At 38.6% G+C, this 22,434-nt stretch carries 20 protein-coding genes; 13 read left to right on the top strand and 7 right to left on the bottom strand.

Annotated elements, in window-relative coordinates; genetic code table 11:
• Window positions 1-39: 39 nt before the first annotated feature.
• Window positions 40-1,035, bottom strand: coding sequence for a sugar phosphate isomerase/epimerase family protein (locus ACFOOI_RS14975; RefSeq protein WP_379838820.1), 996 nt, complete (start codon window positions 1,033-1,035; stop codon window positions 40-42).
• A gap of 214 nt (window positions 1,036-1,249) precedes the next feature.
• Between ACFOOI_RS14975 and ACFOOI_RS14970 the strand changes: the two genes are divergently transcribed.
• Window positions 1,250-3,682, top strand: a complete 2,433-nt coding sequence (locus ACFOOI_RS14970) for a TonB-dependent receptor (RefSeq protein ID WP_379838819.1) — start codon at window positions 1,250-1,252, stop codon at window positions 3,680-3,682.
• Between the two features lie 60 nt (window positions 3,683-3,742).
• Here ACFOOI_RS14970 and ACFOOI_RS14965 read toward each other — a convergent pair whose 3' ends face one another.
• Window positions 3,743-4,585 (bottom strand): sugar phosphate isomerase/epimerase family protein, encoded by an 843-nt coding sequence (locus ACFOOI_RS14965; RefSeq protein WP_379838817.1) that lies wholly within the window; start codon window positions 4,583-4,585, stop codon window positions 3,743-3,745.
• A gap of 95 nt (window positions 4,586-4,680) precedes the next feature.
• Here ACFOOI_RS14965 and moaA point away from each other — a divergent pair, with 95 nt between their 5' ends.
• The 5 genes from moaA to ACFOOI_RS14940 all read left to right on the top strand — a co-directional run bounded on the left by moaA (window position 4,681) and on the right by ACFOOI_RS14940 (window position 7,967).
• Complete coding sequence (gene moaA, locus ACFOOI_RS14960) at window positions 4,681-5,661, top strand: GTP 3',8-cyclase MoaA (protein ID WP_379838816.1); 981 nt, start codon at window positions 4,681-4,683, stop codon at window positions 5,659-5,661.
• Between the two features lie 139 nt (window positions 5,662-5,800).
• Window positions 5,801-6,538, top strand: coding sequence for a DUF2490 domain-containing protein (locus tag ACFOOI_RS14955; RefSeq protein ID WP_379838814.1), 738 nt, complete (start codon window positions 5,801-5,803; stop codon window positions 6,536-6,538).
• Complete coding sequence (locus ACFOOI_RS14950; RefSeq protein ID WP_379838813.1) at window positions 6,535-7,299, top strand: sulfite exporter TauE/SafE family protein; 765 nt, start codon at window positions 6,535-6,537, stop codon at window positions 7,297-7,299. The genes ACFOOI_RS14955 and ACFOOI_RS14950 overlap by 4 nt, the downstream gene beginning before the upstream one ends.
• Before the next feature lie 6 nt (window positions 7,300-7,305).
• A complete protein-coding gene (locus ACFOOI_RS14945; protein ID WP_379838812.1) occupies window positions 7,306-7,548 on the top strand; it encodes a MoaD/ThiS family protein in 243 nt (80 codons plus the stop codon).
• A gap of 2 nt (window positions 7,549-7,550) precedes the next feature.
• Window positions 7,551-7,967, top strand: a complete 417-nt coding sequence (locus ACFOOI_RS14940; protein ID WP_379838811.1) for a molybdenum cofactor biosynthesis protein MoaE — start codon at window positions 7,551-7,553, stop codon at window positions 7,965-7,967.
• Here the strand turns inward: ACFOOI_RS14940 and ACFOOI_RS14935 are convergent, their stop codons facing one another.
• Window positions 7,968-9,062 (bottom strand): NTP transferase domain-containing protein, encoded by a 1,095-nt coding sequence (locus tag ACFOOI_RS14935; protein ID WP_379838810.1) that lies wholly within the window; start codon window positions 9,060-9,062, stop codon window positions 7,968-7,970. It lies immediately after the preceding gene.
• Complete coding sequence (gene moaC / locus ACFOOI_RS14930) at window positions 9,062-9,541, bottom strand: cyclic pyranopterin monophosphate synthase MoaC (RefSeq protein ID WP_379838809.1); 480 nt, start codon at window positions 9,539-9,541, stop codon at window positions 9,062-9,064. The genes ACFOOI_RS14935 and moaC overlap by 1 nt, the downstream gene beginning before the upstream one ends.
• 219 nt (window positions 9,542-9,760) lie before the next feature.
• Between moaC and ACFOOI_RS14925 the strand changes: the two genes are divergently transcribed.
• The 4 genes from ACFOOI_RS14925 to fabG all read left to right on the top strand — a co-directional run bounded on the left by ACFOOI_RS14925 (window position 9,761) and on the right by fabG (window position 13,948).
• Window positions 9,761-10,843: an XdhC family protein gene (locus tag ACFOOI_RS14925; RefSeq protein ID WP_379838808.1), complete on the top strand. Its 1,083-nt coding sequence runs from the start codon at window positions 9,761-9,763 to the stop codon at window positions 10,841-10,843.
• A gap of 3 nt (window positions 10,844-10,846) precedes the next feature.
• On the top strand, window positions 10,847-12,040 hold the full coding sequence (locus tag ACFOOI_RS14920; protein WP_379838807.1) for a molybdopterin molybdotransferase MoeA: 1,194 nt from the start codon (window positions 10,847-10,849) through the stop codon (window positions 12,038-12,040).
• A 72-nt stretch (window positions 12,041-12,112) separates the two neighbouring features.
• On the top strand, window positions 12,113-13,210 hold the full coding sequence (gene gcvT, locus ACFOOI_RS14915) for a glycine cleavage system aminomethyltransferase GcvT (protein WP_379838806.1): 1,098 nt from the start codon (window positions 12,113-12,115) through the stop codon (window positions 13,208-13,210).
• 3 nt (window positions 13,211-13,213) lie between these two features.
• Window positions 13,214-13,948, top strand: coding sequence for a 3-oxoacyl-[acyl-carrier-protein] reductase (fabG, locus tag ACFOOI_RS14910; RefSeq protein WP_379838805.1), 735 nt, complete (start codon window positions 13,214-13,216; stop codon window positions 13,946-13,948).
• A gap of 85 nt (window positions 13,949-14,033) precedes the next feature.
• On the opposite strand, the gene rluF is transcribed toward fabG, so the two are convergent.
• The 3 genes from rluF to ACFOOI_RS14895 form a co-directional block, all read right to left on the bottom strand.
• On the bottom strand, window positions 14,034-14,765 hold the full coding sequence (gene rluF / locus ACFOOI_RS14905; protein WP_379838804.1) for a 23S rRNA pseudouridine(2604) synthase RluF: 732 nt from the start codon (window positions 14,763-14,765) through the stop codon (window positions 14,034-14,036).
• Between the two features lie 110 nt (window positions 14,766-14,875).
• On the bottom strand, window positions 14,876-15,760 hold the full coding sequence (locus tag ACFOOI_RS14900) for a tetratricopeptide repeat protein (protein WP_379838803.1): 885 nt from the start codon (window positions 15,758-15,760) through the stop codon (window positions 14,876-14,878).
• A gap of 380 nt (window positions 15,761-16,140) precedes the next feature.
• A complete protein-coding gene (locus ACFOOI_RS14895) occupies window positions 16,141-17,760 on the bottom strand; it encodes an ABC-F family ATP-binding cassette domain-containing protein (protein WP_379838802.1) in 1,620 nt (539 codons plus the stop codon).
• A 655-nt stretch (window positions 17,761-18,415) separates the two neighbouring features.
• Here ACFOOI_RS14895 and ACFOOI_RS14890 point away from each other — a divergent pair.
• From ACFOOI_RS14890 to ACFOOI_RS14880, 3 genes are all read left to right on the top strand, one after another.
• A complete protein-coding gene (locus tag ACFOOI_RS14890; protein WP_379838801.1) occupies window positions 18,416-18,718 on the top strand; it encodes a nucleotidyltransferase family protein in 303 nt (100 codons plus the stop codon).
• A gap of 79 nt (window positions 18,719-18,797) precedes the next feature.
• Window positions 18,798-19,046, top strand: coding sequence for a HepT-like ribonuclease domain-containing protein (locus tag ACFOOI_RS14885; RefSeq protein ID WP_379838800.1), 249 nt, complete (start codon window positions 18,798-18,800; stop codon window positions 19,044-19,046).
• Between the two features lie 164 nt (window positions 19,047-19,210).
• On the top strand, window positions 19,211-22,408 hold the full coding sequence (locus ACFOOI_RS14880) for a glycoside hydrolase family 2 TIM barrel-domain containing protein (RefSeq protein ID WP_379838799.1): 3,198 nt from the start codon (window positions 19,211-19,213) through the stop codon (window positions 22,406-22,408).
• Window positions 22,409-22,434 lie beyond the last annotated feature (26 nt).

Here is a 22,434-nt window from a genome sequence, read left to right as displayed (position 1 = left end):
TCGGGGATTCCCAAGCCTTTTTTGTTTTCTACAATTTTCTTATTTTTCTGCTTTCAATATCTTCTGTATCAAGGCCATAGTTGCCTTAATTCCTTCGTCTTCGCTAAGGCGTTCTCCCTCATACTCTATCCCGATGTTTCCTTTAAAACCCGCTTTTTTAACGATTTCCATTATTTTCGGATAATCCAAGGTGGTTTCATTGCCGTCTTTATCAAAATCAAATGTTTTAGCACTTACTCCTTTTGCATAAGGCATTAACTCTTCTATTCCTTTATATCTATCGTACTCTTTTAGGCAACCATCTGGTCCACGCTCTAAGCAAAAGTTGCCGAAGTCAGGCAGCGTACCTACATTTTCCATTTTAACTTGTGCCATCACACCCGACAGCCAAGCTCCATTTGAAGAAAAACCACCGTGATTTTCTACTATGATATTAATTCCTTCTTGAGCTCCATACGCTCCCAGTTTTGACAATCCATCTATTGCATGAACGGCAACTTCCTCCGCTGTGCCTTTTCCTGCAGCATTTACACGAATCGATTTTGCTCCTAAATATTTCGCGATTTTTACCCAGTCGTAGTGATTCTCCACCGCTTTCATTCTCGCAGCAGAATCTGCATCTCCAAGGTCGCCCAAGGCGTCGCACATGATTAAACCAACCTTTACATTTGCCTTGTCACACTTTGCCTTAAACGCTTCCCAATACGCCATATCTTTGGCCTTACTAAAATAAAAAGTATTCACTAGCTCAATAGTATTTACACCATAAGAAGCCGCTATTTCAGGAAAGTTGTCTGGATGCAATGTGCCTTTAAGCAACGAATCAGGTGTTTCCATTAACATTTTGCCAAATGCCGCCCAGTCGCCATTGAGCGTGTTTCCAAAAAAACTTTTATGCAATGACCACTGTGCCAAAGAAATATTAATATCAGGCGAGGCACTTTCCTGAGTTTTAGAAGATGACGTACATGAATAAAATAATGTAGCTGACAAAAGAGTCGCAGCACACAGAGAAAGAATCCTTAAAGATTTCATTATTATTGTTTTTGGTTGAATAAAATAGAAATGTGAATTTAATAAAAACTTTTAACCTATCTGCCCAAATGAAGAACGATCGTTTCTTTGAACACAATAGAAGTTCCCTTTTTAAAGCTAAATTTGATTTTAACCTGCATTCTTTTTAAATTTTCAAAAAACCACAAAAACATACTGTTGATAAAATTTGTTACAGAGCCAACAATAATTATATATGAGAAAACAAATACTCTTCCTTTGCTTATTAATTTCCAACATTAGTTTTGGCCAAAACAAAGGAACCATATACGGAACCGTAAAAGACAAAAACACAGAAGAGCCCTTAATCGGAGCCATAATATCGGCTAATGATGGAAAATATTTAACCTCCGTAGATATAGACGGCAAGTATTCGTTAGACCTTCCGGTGGGTGTTTACAACCTAAAAGCCACCTACATAGGCTATAAAGAACAAATAAAGTACAACGTAACCCTTACATCGGGCAATGCCCTTTCGGTAAGTTTCGGTTTATCACTTGATATTGCCACCTTAGACGAAGTTTCTGTAACACAAACAAAAACCAAATCGGCACTGGCATCTGATGTTATTACGCCACTTTCGGTCCAAACACTAACCTCAGAAGAGATAAGAAGTAATCCAGGCGGTAACTTTGATGTTTCAAAAGTAGTACAAGCACTACCTGGCGTAGCAGGAACAACGGGCGGCGGCGGATTCAGAAACGATATTATACTAAGAGGTGGGGGACCAAACGAAAATGTGTATTACCTAGACAACATTGAAATTCCGATTCTTAACCACTTTACAACTCAAGGTAGTGCAGGCGGGCCAGCAGGAATCATCAATATCTCATTTATAGAAGACATTAAACTATCGACCTCTGCTTTCGATTCAAAATTTGACAATTCTCTTTCAGGTATTTTTGAATTCAAACAAAAAGAAGGAAACAGCGAAAAACTCCAAGGCAATGTACGTCTTAGTGCATCGGAGTTTGCGGCCACTTTAGATGGGCCAGCAGGACCCAAAACCACCTATTTGGTGTCGGCAAGAAGGTCATATCTGGCGTTTTTATTTACTCTTTTAGACTTACCTATACGACCCGACTATTGGGATTTTCAAACCAAAATATCGCATAAACTAGGCAAAAAAACCAGTTTAGACATAATCGGACTTAGTGGCATAGACCTTTTTAAATTTGCCGTACCCAAAGACGCCACCCCCGAAAGTGTGTACATCCTTAGATCAAACAATTACATCAGCCAGTGGAACTACACAGCAGGTGCAACGCTAAAACACCGCCTCAACAACGGCCTTTTGAGCCTTAGCTTAAGTCGAAATCATTTTAATAACGAGCTAGAGAAGTTTGAAGACAACACCATCAAAGACCCAGAAACGTTAAATTTCCAGAGTGTGTCTAACGAAATAGAAAACAAACTGAGACTAAACATCAAAAAATCAGCAAACGGATTTAGCTACAGTTATGGAGGAATGCTTCAGCAAGTTACTTACAACAATAATTTTTTCGCAATTATAAGACCTGAACTAAAAGACGCCAACGGAAATGTGACGCAGCCTCAAGTAAAAACAGCTTTTGACACAGACCTAAGCTTTCTCAAATATGGCCTTTATGCTCAGGCAGGAAAGACTTTTGCTAACCAAATGAGCCTTTCAGCAGGAATCAGAACTGATATGAACTCGTTTACTACCACAGGAAACAATCCTTTAAGAACACTTTCGCCTCGGATATCGGCTTCCGTGCCTTTTGGTGACAAATGGCGACTAAATGCAACTTGGGGCAGCTACTATAAAATCCCAATTTATACCGTGTTAGGCTTCAAAGACCAAAATGGAGCCTTTGCTAACAAAGACAATTCTTACATTCATAATTTCCACTACGCAACGGGTATCGAGTTTTTACCCAAAAACGACTTACGATTTACAGTAGAAGGATACATTAAAGAATATAACAACTATCCCGTTTCGGTTTTCGAAAACATCTCTTTGGCTAACCTTGGTGGTGGTTTTGGAGCGATAGGAAACGAAAAGGTGGTTTCTGCCGGAAAGGGCCGAAGCGTAGGCGTTGAGTTTTTTATGCAACAGAAACTTGTCAAAAGACAGTTTGTAACACTTTCGTACTCGTACGTCAGAAGTAAGTTTGGCGGAGTTAACACCGAGTTATTGCCTTCTGCGTGGGATTATAAACACTTGCTTTCGTTTATTTATGGCTATAAATTCGGTAAAAACTGGGAGCTTGGTGCTAAGTATCGTTTTGCAGGTGGTGCACCTTATTCGCCTTTTGACTTGGCGGCTTCTCAACAAAACTATTTGACGCTGGGCACCGGAATATTTGACAATTCTAGATTGAACACGCAGCGACTAAAGCCTTTCAGTCAACTAGATATACGTATCGATAAAAAATGGAATTACAAAAACTGGTCTTTGGATTTATTCTTTGATATTCAAAACATTACAAGTGCCAAAAATCAGTCGATACCAAATTTTACATTTAAAAGAAACGCCGACAATACGGGCTTTGCAACCACTGATGGTAAAGCACTTATGCAAAACGGCTCAAATGCGATTCCATTAATACTAGACCAAGCAAGTGGCATTGTTACCCCAAGTATTGGGTTCGTGGTGGAGTTTTAATGAGTGGCATAAAAGACAATCGAAAAAGATCATTTTCCACTCTTTTTCGATTGCTTTATTTTACAATGACCTCAAATAAGCCAAACTAAGCGGAATATTAATTAACTCTTTCTCGCTTTCGTCTTCTATGAAATAATGTTCAATGCCTGCTTTTTTGGCTAATTTCAATATTTTTTTCCAATCGGCTTGACCCGTTCCCAATACCACATCGTTTTCAGCTGGTTCGTGGCCTGACTTATCACCTACTACTCCTTTTTTCAAATCTTTTACGTGCATTAGTTTCCAACGATTGCCATATTTTTTAAGCAATTGCTCAGGAGAAGCCGCTCCCCCACCGTGGATAGTCCACAAAACATCCATTTCAAATGATACATATTTCGGATCTGTGTTTTTGATTAAATAGTCCATATACGTTCCATCTTCGTGAGTCCTAAACTCATACCCGTGGTCGTGGTAACAAAAAATAAGTCCGTTTTCAGCCAATACTTTACCGGCTTTGTTAAAGACCTCCACCGCTTTTTTGGTATCCGCTAAATCAAAATTATTTCCATTGTGAGGAATCCAAGCACACATCACATATTTTGAACCCAAAGCTTTCGCTTGATCGGCTACTGCCTGTGGATTTTTCTCTAATTCTTCAAAACTACAACCGGTAGAAGGTATAGAAATTCCCCTATCGTCACACATTTTCTTAAATTCTGCGGCAGTCTGACCTTTTTGTGGGCCACCCTCTAACTCTGTAAAACCCATTTTCTGAATCAGGTCTAAAGTTTGTTCGGTCCCTTTCGGAAAATGATTGCGAAACGTGTAGGCTTGAAAGCCAAATGGATAGTCAAAAAGTGGTTTTTGAGCGAAAGCAGAGAAGTTTGCGAATGCTAATAAGAGAATAATTATTTTTTTCATTTTTTAATTAGGTTGAATTGCCCACAAATTAAACGTTCTGCCTTCTTTTTACTAAATTTACATTAAATATTTCTGGAATTAATTTTAAAGTAAGTATGCTAATTGACAACCATGGTAGGCCAATCAACTATTTGAGGCTTGCGGTTACTGACCGTTGCAATCTGCGTTGTTTTTATTGTATGCCCCACGAGGGAATAGAGTTTTTACCCAAAAACCATTTATTAAGCTATGAAGAAATGCTACGCTTAATAAAACTAATGGCCGAAATGGGCGTATCAAAAGTGCGAATAACTGGTGGCGAACCCTTTGTAAGAAAAGGCCTCATGCCATTCCTTTGGAAAATATCCGAAACTCCTGGAATTGAAAAAATAAACCTGACCACAAATGGCGTTTTAACAGCCCCTTATGTAAACGAACTAAAGGACCTTGGCATATCTTCTATAAACCTTAGCCTCGATTCATTGGACCGTGCTCGTTTTTTTGAAATGACGCGTAGAGACGAACTACCCAATGTGCTGCATACTTTTGATGAGATACTCAAAAACGATATTCCGCTTAAAATTAACGCTGTGATGATGGCAGGAAAAAACGAGGATGATATTTTTGACCTTGTAAATTTAGCCAAAGAAAACCCTGTATCGGTTCGCTTTATAGAAGAAATGCCTTTTAATGGCGAAGGAATAAAGCCCGAATATTTTTTGTCGTATACCCGAATTATAGACAAAATAAAAGAGCGTCATCCTTCATTGAAGGCAATTAAGAATGAGCCGACCTCTACTTCGTATAATTACCAAATAGATGACTTTAAAGGAAATGTAGGAGTAATAGCCGCGTTTAGCCGTACGTTTTGTGGCACATGTAATCGTATCAGAATTACACCTACTGGCGACTTCAAAACCTGCCTATATGATGAAGGTAAAATGAACCTCCGCGACTTGCTAAGGGCGGAAAAAACAGACGAGGAAATAAAACAATTTATTCAAGCCTCAATTTCAAAACGAGCCAAAGACGGTTTTGAGGCAGAAGCCAACAGAAGCAGCCTTGTAACCGAGAGCATGACAACCATTGGTGGTTAAACTTTCATTATTCAAATACCTTCATTTAAACCAATAATTTTGTCTAAAACCCTAGATAAAAAAAAGTTTTTTGACCCTCAAAAAGCATTATTTGAAGAATAATAATTATCATGCAAGTTGATTTAACCTCATAAACCATTTGAAGAATTCAGTTGCCTTACTTTTAATATTAAGCTTTTTAAGTTTAACTATTTTTGCTCAAAAAAACACGTTATCAAAAGGTCAAAATCTACTTTGGACCCGATACCATGTAACTGCACAGTTGAGCCCAAAAGTTTCTTGGGTAAACGAAGCAGACAATCGAGTTTTCATCGAAGATTTTAAACAAGCCCAGTTTATAGCACACACACATTTACATTACAAAACCTCCTCTGCCACAGAGGCATCTTTGGGTTTTACATACGCCAAAACCGAACCTGCAAACCCGTATGTCACTTACAGACTTGGGGTACCTGAACTGCGTCCATTTCAAGAGTTTTATATCAGACAAACGCTCAATTCTAAGTGGCGGGTGCAGCAAAGGTTTAGGTCTGAGCAGCGTTTTTTCAGAAAAAACAACGGCATTGAGCTTTCTGAAGGGTATATGTTCAATTGGCGTTTTAGATATCAATTTTCGGTAAATTACGCACTCTCACCCAAGTGGGCTCTTAAAGCCCATGATGAGCTTTTTATTAATGCCGGAAAAAACATCATTTACAATACATTCGATGCCAATCGACTATATTTAGCCGCTGCTTATAAAGCATTTAAACCCTTAACTGTAGAACTTGGCTTTCTAAAGTCGATCCAACAAGCCAAAGACGGCATTACGTACGTAGACAGAAACAATATTCGCTTTACGATATTTCATACCCTTAATTTTTCAAAAAACCGATGAGCCTTATTCAAGAAAACTGGTCGCTTTTGCTGCTTTTTTTTACAGTTGCACTTTTATATTCTTCTGTAGGGTTTGGTGGCGGATCCAGCTATTTAGCCATTATGGCCCTGTATGGCCTCGAATTTAAGTTTTTACGAGCCACCGCCTTGCTTTGCAACCTTACGGTGGTTTCAAACGGAAGTTTTCAATATTACAGAAAAGGATTTTTGGATTTCAAAAAAGCACTGCCTTTGGTAGCCCTAAGCGTACCGCTTGCCTATTTGGGAGGCAAAACCCCACTTTCTGAAAACACTTTTTTTATACTTTTAGGTTTTACCTTATTAATCGCTGCGGTATTGGTTTGGTTTCAGCCATATTTGATTAATAAAGTCAACTTTAAAAACATCAACTCCGATAATGTAATTTTAAACTTGGTCATTGGGGCATTTATTGGATATATTAGCGGTGTGGTTGGCATTGGTGGCGGCATTTTCTTATCCCCGATTTTGTATATCATCAACTGGGACAAGCCGCAGAAAATATCGGCCATGGCGAGTTTTTTTATTTTAGTAAACTCTATATCTGGCCTCGTGGGGCAGTTTCAAACGCCTGGCTTTTCGATGGACTGGGGTTTTGCTTTTGCACTCATGGTTGCTGTGGCAGTTGGCGGCCAAATAGGAACCCATCTGGGCACAGTAAAGTTTAATCAAAGTATGATCAGAAAAGCAACCGCCGTTTTAATTGCATATGTGAGTTATACTTTGCTTACCAAATACCTTTAAAACCTAATGAAAGTTACCGTTTTGTGTTTTGGAATTACACGTGAAATCCTCGGTGGGTTTTCACACGAATTTGAACTTGAGTCTGATGCGAAAATCAAAGATTTAAAAGATTTTTTGATTGAAAAATATCCGAGTTTTCAAAAACTGAGCTCACTCAGAATAGCTGTAAATGAGGAATATGCGGAAGATCACTCCGAAATAAAGGAAACAGACGAAATAGTACTTATACCGCCCGTAAGCGGAGGCTAACCATGATAGATATAAAACTTACAGACCAATCGCTTTCTTTAGACGAGTGCCAAGCCTTGGTGTTAGACCCCGCTTTGGGTGGCATTGTGCATTTTGTAGGCACAGTAAGAAACCATACAAAAGGAAAAACTGTACGCAAACTTGATTTTGAAGCGTACGAGCCTATGGCAATATCAGAAATGAGGAAAATTGCGAAAGCTGCCATTTCAAAATTCAATATAGACAAAATCGCTATCCATCACAGGGTTGGAACATTGGCAGTTGGGGAAATTCCGGTTATTATAGCCGTGGCGTCTGCACACCGTAAAGCTGCCTTCGATGCCTGTCAATACGCTATTGACACCTTAAAAGAGACTGTACCCATTTGGAAAAAAGAATACTTTGAAGACGGCGAAGTCTGGGTATCTGCTACCCCTTAGTTAAAGCCCCAAAGCAGCTTTATCTTCTTGTGAGTTTACATTTGCTAATACCTTTGGGTCTGGCAGCTGCACCAATTCTATCTCCGAATTTATCAACACCTTTCTAGGACACGAATACCCCAAGGTTAAATAACTCAATAAACTTAAATATGCCTTTGGTTCCCAAATAGTAAAAAGTGGGTCAGGGAAGTTGGTTTCTGGGTTAAAGCACGCCGTAGCGGTTTTAAAAGAATTTCTTTTTTGAATCAAAAACTCAATTTCCTGCATTTGTATGAGCGGCATATCAGACGCCAACACCAACCAAGCGGCATCAGGATCAGTTTGAAAAGCCGACAAAATAGCTCCATATGGCCCTAAATTCAAAAATTTATCCGTAATCGTATTTTCTCCAAATTCAGAAACTTGATCAGCTCTACATGAGAAAAATGTTTCTACCCCCAACTTGTCAAAAATATCAGCCAAATACTCTCTTTGTGGTTTGCCGTGGTAGTTAATAGTCGTTTTATCAAATCCCATTCGAGTGCTTTTTCCTCCTGAAAGTATCAAAGCCTTTAAAGGAACTTGCGTCATTTTTTCTAAAACCAAAGTGTGCATATAGGCCACATCCTCAATTTTTAATATTTTAACCTCCGTACCTATCGTATCCTCAAGCCAATCGAAAGGCTTATCCATTCCTTCAGCCAAAACCACAGCAATTACTTCCGTAAGTTGTCCTATTCTTTTTTTAAGAGAAGCTTCTTTTTCAGGATGAATAAAAACCACTTGCTTATTTGCTTGAAAGTGATTTCCGTTCACAAAAATAAAGTCTTGATCATTCAATAGAAACTTCAGATCAAAGTCATTCACATCCTTTTTCTCAAATCTTTTGTGTGATATCTTATCTTGAAAAGTAGCGAAGGCTATGCCTCCTTCCTTGGCTCCATGGTCTGCGTCTACATAAACTACATTTTTGGTGTCACCAAAGCTTAAAATTAAACGTTCCACATACTTTTGAATTAAGCCACACGGTGCCCCCACAAAAGCAAGTTCATTTCTTCCATAAAAACCAATCGCTGGCTTTTTTAATTTCGTATGTTTTTCGTGTTTCTTAGTCATCAGTCTTCAAGTTTGAAATCCCTTTTTCCTCCTGTTTTTTCTATTAAACGCGTTTCTTTAATCACAATATTATGCGACATGGCTTTGCACATGTCATATATAGTCAAAGCTGCCATTGAAGCACCAACCAAAGCTTCCATCTCTACACCTGTTTTGGCAGTAAGCGAGGCTTTGCAAATTACCTCTACCTCATTTTTTTCATTAATCCTTATTGAAATTTGGCAATTATCTAAGCCCAAAGGATGACAAAGCGGAATTAATTCGCCCGTTTTCTTGGCTGCCATCACTCCAGCTATTATGGCAGTCTGAAAAACCGGTCCTTTTTTCGATTGAATATCATTTTGACCAAATTGAGCCATTATTTGTTCATCCAAAACTAAAATCGACTTTGCAATTGCCGTTCTTAAGGTAACCTTTTTAGCCCCAACATCTACCATAGATGGATTTCCTTGTGTATCTAAATGCGTAAAACTGCTCATGTTTTGTTGTTTTTAAAAAATAGGGGCACTCCTATTTACGATAAAACTGATTTTATGGGTAAATTTAAGCTAAACTTAGATAGCATACTTATTTTCGCCTTTGAAATTAAAGTTTTGGAAACAAAAGTAAAGAAAGAATGCTTTTCTGAAACAAGTAATCATTGGCTGAAAACTTAAATCGTATAAAGCTTAGTTTTTATTCAATCGAAAATATAAAACGTGAAAGAAATAAAATCAATCGTAAACGCCTATCATAGCCACTCCGAGAGGGCTGCTTTGGCCACAGTGGTTCGTGTAGAAGGCTCTTCATACAGACGCACAGGTGCACGCATGTTGGTTTTCGAAACAGGTGTTTGGGTTGGCGGAATTAGCGGCGGCTGTCTAGAAGGCGATGCCCTAAAAAGGGCCAAAATGGCGATTCTAAAGGATTCACCTAGTTTGGTCACCTATGACACCACCACCGACGACGACCATCAAATTGGAGTTGGCTTAGGTTGCAACGGAATTATCGACGTGTTGTTTGTTCCTATAGATAAAACCGACAGCCACAACCCGATAAAATTACTCGAAGACACCTTACATTTTCCCGAACAAAATCATATTCTAATTACAATCACCAAAGCTCCTGAAAATGCTAAAAACCTTTTAGGGAAAATCTTTAGATATAATAAGGCTCCTGACTTAAAGCCTCTTTCAGGTTATTCAGATTTAGAAACCTTGGCGAAATCAATCGAAAATTTAGAAAAATCAAAAAATCTGTTTTTCGAAAATGGCCTAAACGTCTATGTAGAACTCGTGCCTAAACCCATTAAAGTTTATATTTTCGGAAATCAATACGACCTTTATCCGCTCGCCGACTTGGTCTTGTCTTTGGGTTGGGACTTATTTATTGTTTCTGAAAAAAGCAAAATAAAGGAGCAGCTAAAAAGCCATGTTTTGGAAGACTTTAAGCCCGAAATGCTTGATAAAAACTCAGCCATATTGCTTATGTCTCACAGTTTAAATACAGACAAAGCAAATTTAAAAAGTACATTGCCTTTAAATTTACCTTACATTGGCATGCTTGGCCCTCGGGTGCGGGCTGAAAAAATATGGCACGAGCTTGAGCAAGAAGGAGCAGAAGTGAACACCCAAAACATATTTGCTCCAGTTGGACTTGACATTGGAGCCACCACTCCCGATGAGATTGCCCTTTCTATAGTTTCTGAAATTAAAATGGTTTTCGCTAACCGCTCCGGCGAACACCTTAGAAACCGACCGCTGCCTATTCATGACCGCGAACAACCCATGATATTTAAATAAAATATGAAATTAATTTCTGTACAAACCGCAACAGAGCAAATTCTAGCATGCCAGTTCCCGACACAAAGTGAACTTTTAAGTTTAGAAAACGCCTACGGAAAAATACTAGCCGAAGACTTACATGCAGATAGAGATTTCCCTCCTTTTGACCGCGTAAGCATGGACGGTATCGCTATTCGTTATGAAGATTTCAAAAACGGCAATACGGCATTCGCAATTCAAGAAATACAGGCTGCTGGCGATCCACAAAAAACACTAACTATTCCGAAGGGCTGTTTGGAGGTAATGACGGGAGCTGTTTTACCTTTAAACACAGATACTGTAATTAGATACGAAGATTTAGAAATCATAAATGGCTTTGCTGAAATAAAAGCTGAGGTAACTGCTGCACAAAATATCCATTTTAAAGGAATGGACAAAAAAGCGGGTGAAAGATTGATACAAGCAGGTAAAAAAATAAATGCATCGCACATAGCGGTGGCGGCTACTTTAGGAAAACAAAGCCTAAAGGTAATAAAAGCCCCTAAAGTGGCTTTAATTTCTTCAGGAGATGAACTCGTCACGATTGATAAAGAGCCGCTGCCCCACCAAATCAGGATGTCGAATATGTACGCCATTGCGGCACTATTACGTAAGCAAGGCATTCCGTCTACGCACATTCACATTGCCGACAACAAAGTACAAACGGCAGAAGCCATAAAAAAAGCACTTTCAGAATATGACATTTTGATTCTTTCGGGCGGTATTTCTATGGGAAAGAAAGACTATATACCTGAAGCTTTAGAAAAAAACAAAGTGACCAAGCTGTTTCATAAAATAGCTCAGAAGCCAGGAAAACCCATGTGGTTCGGCAAAACTGATAAAAACTTAGTTTTTGCACTACCAGGAAATCCCGTTTCTACTTTTCTGTGTACCGTAAGATATGTGCTTCCGTGGTTTAACCAATACTTCGGACAGCCGGCTTTTACGAGCCAAACGGCTATTTTGACTGAAGACATTCGTTTTAGGCCTCAACTCACGTATTTCTTACAAGTAAAAATCTCTTATAATGAGAGTAAGGTATTCGCTACGCCTGTGCAGCACAACGGTTCGGGTGATTTTCTGAGCCTTTCTGACGCCGATGGCTTTATAGAACTGCCCGAGTCTGACGAAGTTTTGTTTCCTAAAGGCGGCTCATTTCCTATTCATTTATTTTGAGATTAAATGGATATTTAGAAACGTCGAAATTCAAAACTATATTTGTAAAATCAATAAACTTCTACCAATACTATGGATGCAATAAAAATACCCCTCAGTGACTATCACGAATCTATCGGCGGCAAAATGGTGCCATTTGCTGGCTACTACATGCCCGTTAGATATTCCTCAGACAATGAAGAGCACCGCTGTGTGCGTGAGTCAGTAGGAGTTTTTGATGTGTCTCACATGGGTGAGTTTCTACTAAAAGGCGAAAATGCTTTGGACCTAATCCAACTAGTTTCAGCCAACGACGCCTCAACCCTTTTCGATGGCAAAATTCAATATAGCTACCTTCCAAACGCTACTGGCGGTGTGGTAGACGACCTTTTGGTTTACCGCGTAAATCAAAATGAATACGTTTTGGTAGTAAATGCCTCTAACATCAAAAAAGATTGGGATTGGATATCAAGTCACAATACCTTCGGTGTAGAGATGACAGACATTTCGGAAAGCACGTGTCTTTTTGCCGTCCAGGGTCCAAAAGCTTTAGAAACGCTACAAAAACTGACTAATGTAGACCTTTCTACTATGGATTATTATACATTTCAATACGCCGACTTGGCAGGTCATAAAAATATAATGATTTCGGCTACTGGATATACAGGTGCTGGTGGTTTTGAAATCTATTTGCCAAACGAAGCGGCTCTTGATATTTGGAAAAAAATATTTGAAGCTGGTGCTGAATTTGACATAAAACCTATCGGACTAGGTGCAAGAGACACGTTGAGGTTAGAAATGGGGTACTGTCTATATGGAAATGACATCACAGACACCACATCGCCTCTTGAGGCAGGCTTAGGCTGGGTTACCAAATTCACGAAAGATTTTATTAACAGCGAAGCCCTTTTAAAACAGAAAACGGAAGGTTTAGAAAATAAACTTGTAGCCATAGAAATGATAGACAGAGGTATTCCAAGGTCGCATTACGAAATCTGCGACGCTGAAGGAAATACTATCGGAGAGATAACCTCTGGCACACAGTCTCCTATGCTATCGAAAGGAATAGCGATGGGATATGTTAAAAAAGCATTTTCTAAAACCAATACGGAGGTTTTTATAAAAATCAGAGACAAATTTGTAAAAGCTATGGTAACTAAAGCCCCATTTGTCAAACCTAACGTAGCATAAAACATGAGATTAAAAGACAGAATAGCGATCATTACAGGAGGAGCCAGAGGAATTGGCAAAGCCGCAGCAGAACTTTTTGCCAAAGAAGGAGCCACCGTCATCATTTGGGATTTACTGGAACAAGGGCAAGAAACCGCTGATGAAATTATAAAAAATGGAGGAAAAGCAGCCTTCATGAAGGTAGCCGTAACAGATCCTGCTGCAATAAAAATAGCTGTAGATGAAATTATAGCAAAATATAGCCGAATAGACATACTGATAAATAATGCCGGCATTACGAGAGATCGCTCATTTCTCAAAATGAGCCAAGATGAATGGCAGTCGGTAATAGACGTGAACTTAACCGGTGTGTTTAACTGCACCAAAGAAGTGGTGCCTTACATGGTAGAGCATAAATACGGCAAAATAGTCTGTACTTCTTCCATTGTTGGCATTACAGGTAACTTTGGGCAGACCAACTACGTGGCTACCAAGGCGGGAATAATAGGCATGGTAAAAACTTGGGCGAAGGAATTTGCAAAGCACAATATCACAGCTAACGCCGTGGCACCTGGGTTTATCAAAACCGAAATGACTGACCTTATGCCCGAGGAGGTAAGAAACAAAATTGTATCTGAAATACCTGCAAAACGCATGGGAACTACAGAAGACATAGCAAACGCTTACCTGTTTTTAGCCTCAGATGAGTCTTCATACATAAACGGCCACTGTATCTCTGTAAATGGTGGGGCTGCTTAAGAATTAATTAGATAGAAATATAAAAAGCGAGGGAATACATCCTTCGCTTTTCTTTTTGAAACTAATACCAGAAATAATTTAATCGTCAGTCAAAGGTTTTCGCTGAGTTTTCCGCCAATCTGTTTATTTCTCCCACTTCTTTTTCTGTCAAATATCGCCATTGCCCCACAGGCACATCCAGGTGAATGTTCATTATTCTTACACGCTTTAGTCGCATAACCTCATAGTCAAGAAACTGACACATACGTCTAATCTGACGGTTGAGGCCTTGTGTTAATATAATTTTAAAAGTGAGTCTGCTCAACTGTTCTACTTTGCATTTCCGGGTAATAGTATCTAAAATCGGCACCCCATTACCCATCTTTTGGATAAACTCCTTCGATATGGGCTTATTTACCTCCACAATATACTCTTTCTCGTGATTGTTTCTTGCTCGCAAAATTTTATTAACTATATCCCCGTCATTGGTTAAAAATATCAAGCCTTCACTGGGCTTGTCTAACCTTCCAATTGGGAAAATCCGCTTTGGATGGTTGATGTAGTCAATAATATTGTCTTTCTCTACTTTGGTATCTGTAGTACACACTATGCCCACGGGCTTATTAAATGCCAGATAAATAAAGTCTTCTTTGGGCTCGAAAATCGTTTTATCATCCACGGTTACCACATCCGATTTGCTCACTTTAGTGCCCATTTCGGGTACTACCCCGTTTATTTTTACCCTTCCGGCCGCTACAAGGTCATCTGCTTTCCTTCTAGAACAGAAACCCACTTCACTCAAAAACTTATTTACTCTTACTTTTCCTTCTTCAGGCATTTTACTTTGCTTTTAATCCTGCAATTTGTCCTTTGTTTCACAACAAAAAATCCTGAACAAAATTAATCATTCAGGATAATATATTCAATTAAATAATACTTTAGTCTATTTTATCTGTCAGCTTTAAAGATTTTTTTGGGGTCTTCTTTTCTGCTTAAAAGCTCCCCCAATATAGAAAGGTTAATTTCTGAAGGGCTTATATCATAACCTTTGTGAAAAGTTTCCCAAGCCTTATCTATGTTGTTTTCTAATATTTCTACTAGTGTCATCTGCATCCATGCCGTGGTATATCCGGGTTGAAGGTCTAACGACGTTTCTAAAAGCTTTTTAGCATTGGCAATTTCTAACACTGCGTTTGGTTTATTGGTAGCCATCTGAATGTATATTGTAGCCAAATCTACCATCATTACATAGTTCTTATTTTCACCCAACTCCAAACCTTGGGTTAGTATATCTATTGCTTTTGAAGGCGAACCAGACTGATACTCAACCACGCCAAGCCCCCAATAAGCGTCAACATTGTGGTGGTTAAGCAACCACGACAAATTAAACCTATGAATAGATTGGTCTTTTTGTCCTTCTTCTAGATATTGCCATCCCATTTTAGCGAAAAAATCACTCGCTTCATTTCTTGAGGTAAATGACTTATCACAATCTTTCAAGAATATTTCGTCGTCTATTAGCTGGGTTTCTGATTTTGTATATCCTCCAAAAAACGGCACATAGTTAATATCTAAACCCAATGGAGCGGTTTTGGCAACTATGACCACCTTAGAGTCTACCTCGTTAGGTGCTGATAACAAATCTTTGTTGAGGTTCTTAATTTCCGGAGTAGGATTAACCGTTGCATATGACTTCTTAACGGTGTTATCACTAACCGAAAGCGAAGACGACTTATACACCACCTGCTGCCCAAAACTATGGATAGTTGGGCTGATTAGTAATCCAAAAAATATTGCCTTATTCACTTTTGCCGTACTTAATAAAAAACTCATATAGTATTAAACGCCGAATGAAAAAAAATATTTAATAATATTCCACTATTTGAAATTATCGTGCCAAAATATTTTCAGTCACACCATAACGTAATTCTTTTAGCTTCAAGTGCTTAATCGGGCTATTATTTCAATAACTTTTTTTGACTTGAATAAAAAAAGGAATGAAAATTAGATATAATTCTGACAATTACAAAAAATAACACCGTTAAATATCCTTTTCATAACATAACTCCTCACTCCATTTACAAAATTTCACTCCTCTTCAAGTCTCAGTTTTTCTCTAAAGTATCAATCTTTCGTCTTAAAAAAACATGTAGACAAAAAAAAGCACACCCAAAAGGTATGCTTTTCTTAAAATATCTATAAATATATACTACTTACTTATACAATTCCGCTCTTTGAACTTTCACTTTTTCGTCTGTTAAAAACTCATCAAACGTCATTAATTTATCCAATATGCCTTTCGGAGCTAATTCTATTATTCTGTTTGCTACCGAATTTGTCAACTGATGATCGTGACATGTAAACAATATATTGCTTTCAAATTCCTCCATTCCTTTGTTGAGTGCCTGAATAGACTCTAAGTCAAGGTGATTGGTTGGCTCATCAAAAAGCAACACGTTTGAGTTCGAAAGCATCATTTTTGAGAACATACACCTTTGCTTCTCTCCTCCTGACAATACCGTACATTTTTTTAATGCCTCCTCGCCTGCAAACAACATTCTACCCAAGAAACTACGCACAAACGTTTCGTCTTTGTCAGTAGAATAGTCTCTCAACCAATCCACAAGCGTCAGGCTGCTGTCTGTAAAATATTCTGAGTTGTCATTTGGTAAATAATCTTTCGTTATAGTTACTCCCCACTTAAAGTCTCCCGAAGTAGCCGTCTTTTTACCCATCAAAATATCAAACAAGGCCGTAACCGCCATGCCGTCTTTGCTCAAAAACGCAATTTTCTCATTTCTGTTTACATGTAGATTCAGGTCTTTAAACAAATATTGGCCTTCCTCATTTTTGTAGCTTAAGTTTTCAATTGTAAGCACTTGGTCACCCACTTCTCTTTCAGGCTTAAATCCGATATACGGGTACCTTCTTGACGATGGCTGTATAGCCGAAATATCCAATTTCTCAATCATTTTCTGACGAGCAGTGGCTTGTTTTGACTTCGCTACGTTGGCAGAGAACCTTCTGATAAAATCTTCCAATTCCTTCTTTTTCTCCTCTGCTTTCTTATTCTGATCCGCCTTCTGACGAGCAGCTAGCTGGCTAGACTCATACCAAAACGAGTAGTTCCCTCCATAAATCGTAATTTTCTTAAAGTCAAGGTCAGCTATATACGTACACACGTTATCTAAAAAGTGTCTATCGTGAGAAACCACTATTACTGTGTTTTTGAAGTTCATCAAGAAATTCTCTAACCACAAAATCGACTCGATGTCAAGGTTGTTGGTAGGCTCATCTAAAAGCAGCACGTCAGGGTCACCAAACAAAGCCTGAGCCAATAACACCTTCACTTTTTCGGCAGGGTTAATCTCAGACATCAGCGACTGGTGGATATCTTCCGAAACTCCCAAACCCGAAAGCAACGAACCTGCATCAGATTCCGCTTCCCAACCGTTCATTTCGGCAAACTCGCCTTCTAGTTCGGCCGCTCGATTTCCGTCTTCCTCCGAAAAGTCCTCCTTCATATATATGGCGTCCTTTTCGGTCATTACCGCATACAGTTTTTCGTTCCCACGCATTACCGTGTCGAGCACGGTATATTCATCAAAGGCATTCTGGTTTTGTTTTAAAACCGACATACGCTCACCCGGGTCAAGAGACATCGTTCCTGTGGTAGGCTCTATTTCGCCCGAAAGGATTTTCACAAAAGTTGTTTTTCCAGCCCCATTGGCACCTATGAGGCCATATACGTTACCCGGAACAAATTTTAAATTTACATCTTCGAATAATACCCGCTTTCCAAACTGAAGCGAAAGATTAGATACTGTAAGCATGCTATTACTGTTTTTTCTGTTTCTGAAGTGATTTCTTCAAAAATCGCACGCAAAATTACGATTTAATACCCACAAAAGGAAAAACTAGAGGCAATTAGTTATGGCATATCCGCCACAACCTCAAATAAGTCCACTCAAACCCAAAATCACACAAAATAACCAAAAGCCAATACAATAAACTTCTCGCCAAATAATTCCCGAAACATGCCCTTCGCACACCAATACAACCAAACAAGCTACATAAACACCCCAAAAACAAAAATATTAAGGGCGGCTCTCAGGCAAAGCCGAGACCGGGCTATCCACTCCCGCTTTTTGCCTGGCCAACAAGCCAGTCAAAAGAGCTCCGCTACTATCCCTGCCACAAAAAGTGAATCATATTTATTGTATATCTTAAATCCTTTTATTTATATTCACTAATTATTTATTTTTACTAAAATTCTAACATTTGAGCTTTTTTAAATAATTTCACAACAAACTTTACTCCACACTTTAGCTCGATATAAAATTGAATACATCTCTAAAAAAGACAAATTCAATTAACTTTTAATGTACCATATAATAACAATTAAATTACCAATAAATGAGCTCCATATTTTATAGTTTCAAATCAAAAACCTAGTAAAAAGGATTAAAATTTAACTATTTTTGAATTATGCAATTGAGTGATAAAAACATATATCCTATCAGAAAGCTTTGTGAAAAATACAAAGTGAAAACTTTTTCTGCCTTTGGGTCAGTAACTCGCAATGACTTCCATATAGAATCAGATATTGACTTTATAGTTGACTTTAATGAAAATGACCCTTTCAAATATACTGACTTGTATTTCAACCTTAAAGAAAACCTTGAAGACCTCTTAAAAAGACAAGTTGATCTAGTTGAAGAAAGAGCCATTAATAATCAGTTTTTTAAAAAGGAATTAAATGAAACTAAAGTACTGATTTATGGACAATAGAATAATGTCATGGCTTGAAGATATTACACGGTCCATTAATGAAATATTTGATTTCTTGCCGGAAAAAAGAGATTTCTAGGTGTATCAAGGCGACCTAAAAACTAAAAGGGCTGTTGAAAGAAACATCGAAATAATTGGAGAAGCAGTCAATCGAATTACGAAATACAAAGAGTCAAAAATTGAAATTAATAATGCCCAGCGGGTTATTGGAAAAAGAATTGCCCACGAATACGACAATATTTCAGATGAGGTTATTTGGACTATTATAATTAAAGAACTTCCAAAACCTAAAGAGGAAATAGAGGAATTTAAATCCCAAATCAATTAATACAGCAACAAACTACCTTCTCTCACATTTATCTATTATTTTAGTGAGTTGTTTGTAACTCTTGGGCGTATGAAACCGCCGAGGTGTTGCATACAAACTGCTCAATCGACTACCCCTGAGGGTCGCTTTGGGGAGAATTTCAATCAACCTTAATTAAAAACTTTATGAAAAAAAGAACTGCACTACAGTTTTTACCCGCAACCCTTTTGCTTTTTTCGAGCCTAAGTGGTCAAGCACAAGCTCCCAAATGGGAAAACCCCGAATGGGAAAATCCCGAGGTTTTCCAAATTAATCGCGAAGCTCCTACTGCTACTTTTTACCGATATGCAGACACCAAAACAGCCTTACAAAACGAAAATTGGGAGAAATCTCCTTTTTATAAATCGCTAAATGGTACTTGGGATTTTAAGTATGTCAACACTGTTCCTGAGCGACCAACTACATTTTTTAATGCCGACTTTGATACTTCAAAGTGGGACAAAATCACGGTTCCCTCTAACTGGGAGCTAAACGGCCACGGCACGCCTATTTATACCAATATCGTGTATCCGTTTCCGAAAAATCCGCCGTTTATTCCCCATGATAAAAACCCTGTGGGTAGCTACAAACGTGACTTTGAAATACCTGCCAACTGGGGCCGAAAAGATGTTTTCATACATTTTGGAGGCGTAAGTGGAGCCATGTATGTTTGGGTAAATGGCCAAAAAGTGGGATACAACGAAGGCAGCAAAACGCCAGCAGAATTTAACATTAGCAAATACCTGAAATCAGGAAAAAACTCGCTTGCTGTGCAGGTACTACGCTGGTCAGATGCCAGCTACATGGAAGACCAAGATTTTTGGCGTTTGAGTGGTATCGACAGAGAAGTTTATCTCTATGCCACAAACAAAACGACTATTAAAGACTATCGCGTTTTGGCCGATTTAACCAATACTTACCGCGACGGATTGTTGAAATTAGATTTTGTGATTGCCAATGCCAACACCAAGGCTGATGCTTACCAGCTTGAGGTAAGTTTGTTTGACGGCAGCAAAATTATGTATACCGAAACCAAGAAATTAAAGCTAACAGAGGGAAAAAATGCTGTGAGTTTTGAAAAAGCTTTGCCAAACATTAAAACCTGGAATGCCGAAAAACCAAATCTATATACACTGGTTTTTAACTTAAAAAATAAGGGCGTTACCACAGAAGCAATTAGCTCGAAAATTGGTTTTAGAAAAATAGAAATCAAGAACAATCAGTTTTTGGTAAATGGTCAGCCTGTATTGATAAAAGGAACAAACCTCCACGACCACGACGAAACCAAAGGTCACGTGATTTCGGAGGAATTGACCCTAAAAGACATGCAGATAATGAAGCAAAACAACTTAAATGCCATCCGTTGTAGCCATTATCCTAAAAATCCGTTTTTCTACAGAATGGCAGACAAATATGGTTTTTATATCGTAGACGAAGCCAATATCGAGATTCATGGAATGGGAACTACCAACCAAGGTCTTGACAACGACGAAAAAGCAAAGGCCATTCATCCGGGATATAGGCCTGAGTGGAAAGCTATGCACATGGACCGCACCGTGCGAATGTTTGAGCGTGATAAAAACTACACCTCAATCGTAACCTGGTCCTTAGGAAATGAGGCTGGAAATGGAGCAAACCTAGAGGCAACTTACGCATGGCTAAAGTCTCAAGACAAAAGTAGGCCTGTACAGTACGAAGGTGCCACAAACTATGCTAACTCAGACATTCAGGCTCCTATGTATGCCACAATAGAGGAAACCATAAAGTTTGCAGAAAACAACCCAAATCGCCCGCTTATTCAGTGCGAATATGTACATGCTATGGGAAACAGCATGGGTAACTTACAAGACTATTGGGATGTTATAGAAAAATATGACGTGCTGCAAGGTGGCTTTATATGGGATTGGGTAGACCAAGGGCTTAAAACCAAAAACGACAAAGGAGTTCAATTTTACGCTTTCGGAGGAGACTTAGGCGGAAAAGACCTGCAAAACGACAATAACTTCTGTTTAAACGGAATCGTAAATCCGGACCGCTCGGCTCATCCAGCACTTTATGAAGTCAAAAAAGTTTACCAATACGTTAAAATCAAGTCGAAAGATCCCAAATCTGGAAAATTAGCCATCACAAACAAATTTGATTTTACTAACTTGTCTGAGTATCATTTTTCTTGGGCCTTGATGGAAAACGGAAAGCAAATTGATACTGGCGAATTGCCTACCCTAGACTTGGCTCCTTATGCTACCAAAGAGGTTCAGGTAAAATTACCGGAGCTTTCTAATCCAAATTCTGAGTATTTTTTAAATGTATATATGCACTCTAAAAACGCGAGTGCCCTTATTCCGGCCGGGCATTTGATGGCTTATGAGCAATTTCAGCTTACTAATTTCACCCCAATTCCTTTCGAAAAAACGGGAGTGGGTGTTTTGTTAGTGAAATCTGGAGAGACTGTGAATGTGACCGGAAATGGATTTAAAATGAGTTTTGATGTAAAAAAAGGCACATTGACAGCTTTAGACTACGGCCATGGGAACGTAATAAAAAGTGGTATTCAACCTAACTTTTGGCGTGCACCAAACGACAACGACTTCGGTTATAATATGCCAAAAATGCTAAAACCGTGGAAAGACGCTACCTATGGCCAAAATTTGGTAAGTTTAAATATTAGCACTGATGGAGGACAAAAAATGACGACTGCTTCTGAAATTTCTAATAATGCAATTGAAGTAAAAAACGAACTAACACTTGCTGCCACTTATAAATTAGCCGCTGTGGAAGGAGAAGTGACGGTTACATATACCATTAATGCCAAAGGCGAAATTTGGGTAAACACGCAACTTCAAAACATACAAGAAAACTTGCCTATTTTACCTCGATTTGGAAATAACTTGATACTTGACCCAAGCTACGAAAACGTAAAATGGTACGGCCGAGGAGAGCACGAGAACTACTCAGACAGAAAAACCTCTGCACTTATCGGAAGTTATGCTGCCAAAGTAAAAGACTTGTATTTTGCTTACATTCGTCCCCAAGAAAATGGGTACAGAACCGACATTAGAACTTTGTCATTTACAAATACTGGCGGAAAAGGAATCGAAATTTCGGCTCCAAAAACATTTAGCTTTAGTGCTCATAATCAGTTAAACTCAGATTTTGACGAAGGCATGCAAAAAAACCAACGTCATACATTTGACGTCCCAGTTAGAGACCTGATAAGCGTAAACATAGACTATGGCCAAATGGGCGTAGGTGGCGATAACAGCTGGGGCTATATGCCACACAAAGAATACCAGATAAAAGCGGGTAACCTTGGGTATAGTTATGTAATTCGACCAATTAGATAAATAATCCTTTATCGATTTAGAAAGCA

This window comes from Lacihabitans lacunae (genome assembly GCF_042649125.1).
GTDB lineage: Bacteria > Bacteroidota > Bacteroidia > Cytophagales > Spirosomataceae > Leadbetterella > Leadbetterella lacunae.
The sequence above is the reverse complement of the archived record's forward strand: the minus strand, read 5'-3'. Positions and strand labels throughout refer to the sequence as shown.

Coding starts and splice junctions, on each gene's coding strand:
- ACFOOI_RS14880 (WP_379838799.1), top strand. CDS start 19,211: ATGAAAAAAAGAACTGCACTACAGTTTTTACCCGCAACCCTTTTGCTT.
- ACFOOI_RS14970 (WP_379838819.1), top strand. CDS start 1,250: ATGAGAAAACAAATACTCTTCCTTTGCTTATTAATTTCCAACATTAGT.
- moaA (WP_379838816.1), top strand. CDS start 4,681: ATGCTAATTGACAACCATGGTAGGCCAATCAACTATTTGAGGCTTGCG.
- fabG (WP_379838805.1), top strand. CDS start 13,214: ATGAGATTAAAAGACAGAATAGCGATCATTACAGGAGGAGCCAGAGGA.
- gcvT (WP_379838806.1), top strand. CDS start 12,113: ATGGATGCAATAAAAATACCCCTCAGTGACTATCACGAATCTATCGGC.
- ACFOOI_RS14965 (WP_379838817.1), bottom strand. CDS start 4,585: ATGAAAAAAATAATTATTCTCTTATTAGCATTCGCAAACTTCTCTGCT.
- ACFOOI_RS14950 (WP_379838813.1), top strand. CDS start 6,535: ATGAGCCTTATTCAAGAAAACTGGTCGCTTTTGCTGCTTTTTTTTACA.
- ACFOOI_RS14895 (WP_379838802.1), bottom strand. CDS start 17,760: ATGCTTACAGTATCTAATCTTTCGCTTCAGTTTGGAAAGCGGGTATTA.
- ACFOOI_RS14935 (WP_379838810.1), bottom strand. CDS start 9,062: ATGACTAAGAAACACGAAAAACATACGAAATTAAAAAAGCCAGCGATT.
- ACFOOI_RS14890 (WP_379838801.1), top strand. CDS start 18,416: ATGCAATTGAGTGATAAAAACATATATCCTATCAGAAAGCTTTGTGAA.
- ACFOOI_RS14975 (WP_379838820.1), bottom strand. CDS start 1,035: ATGAAATCTTTAAGGATTCTTTCTCTGTGTGCTGCGACTCTTTTGTCA.
- ACFOOI_RS14900 (WP_379838803.1), bottom strand. CDS start 15,760: ATGAGTTTTTTATTAAGTACGGCAAAAGTGAATAAGGCAATATTTTTT.
- rluF (WP_379838804.1), bottom strand. CDS start 14,765: ATGCCTGAAGAAGGAAAAGTAAGAGTAAATAAGTTTTTGAGTGAAGTG.
- ACFOOI_RS14940 (WP_379838811.1), top strand. CDS start 7,551: ATGATAGATATAAAACTTACAGACCAATCGCTTTCTTTAGACGAGTGC.
- ACFOOI_RS14945 (WP_379838812.1), top strand. CDS start 7,306: ATGAAAGTTACCGTTTTGTGTTTTGGAATTACACGTGAAATCCTCGGT.
- moaC (WP_379838809.1), bottom strand. CDS start 9,541: ATGAGCAGTTTTACGCATTTAGATACACAAGGAAATCCATCTATGGTA.
- ACFOOI_RS14920 (WP_379838807.1), top strand. CDS start 10,847: ATGAAATTAATTTCTGTACAAACCGCAACAGAGCAAATTCTAGCATGC.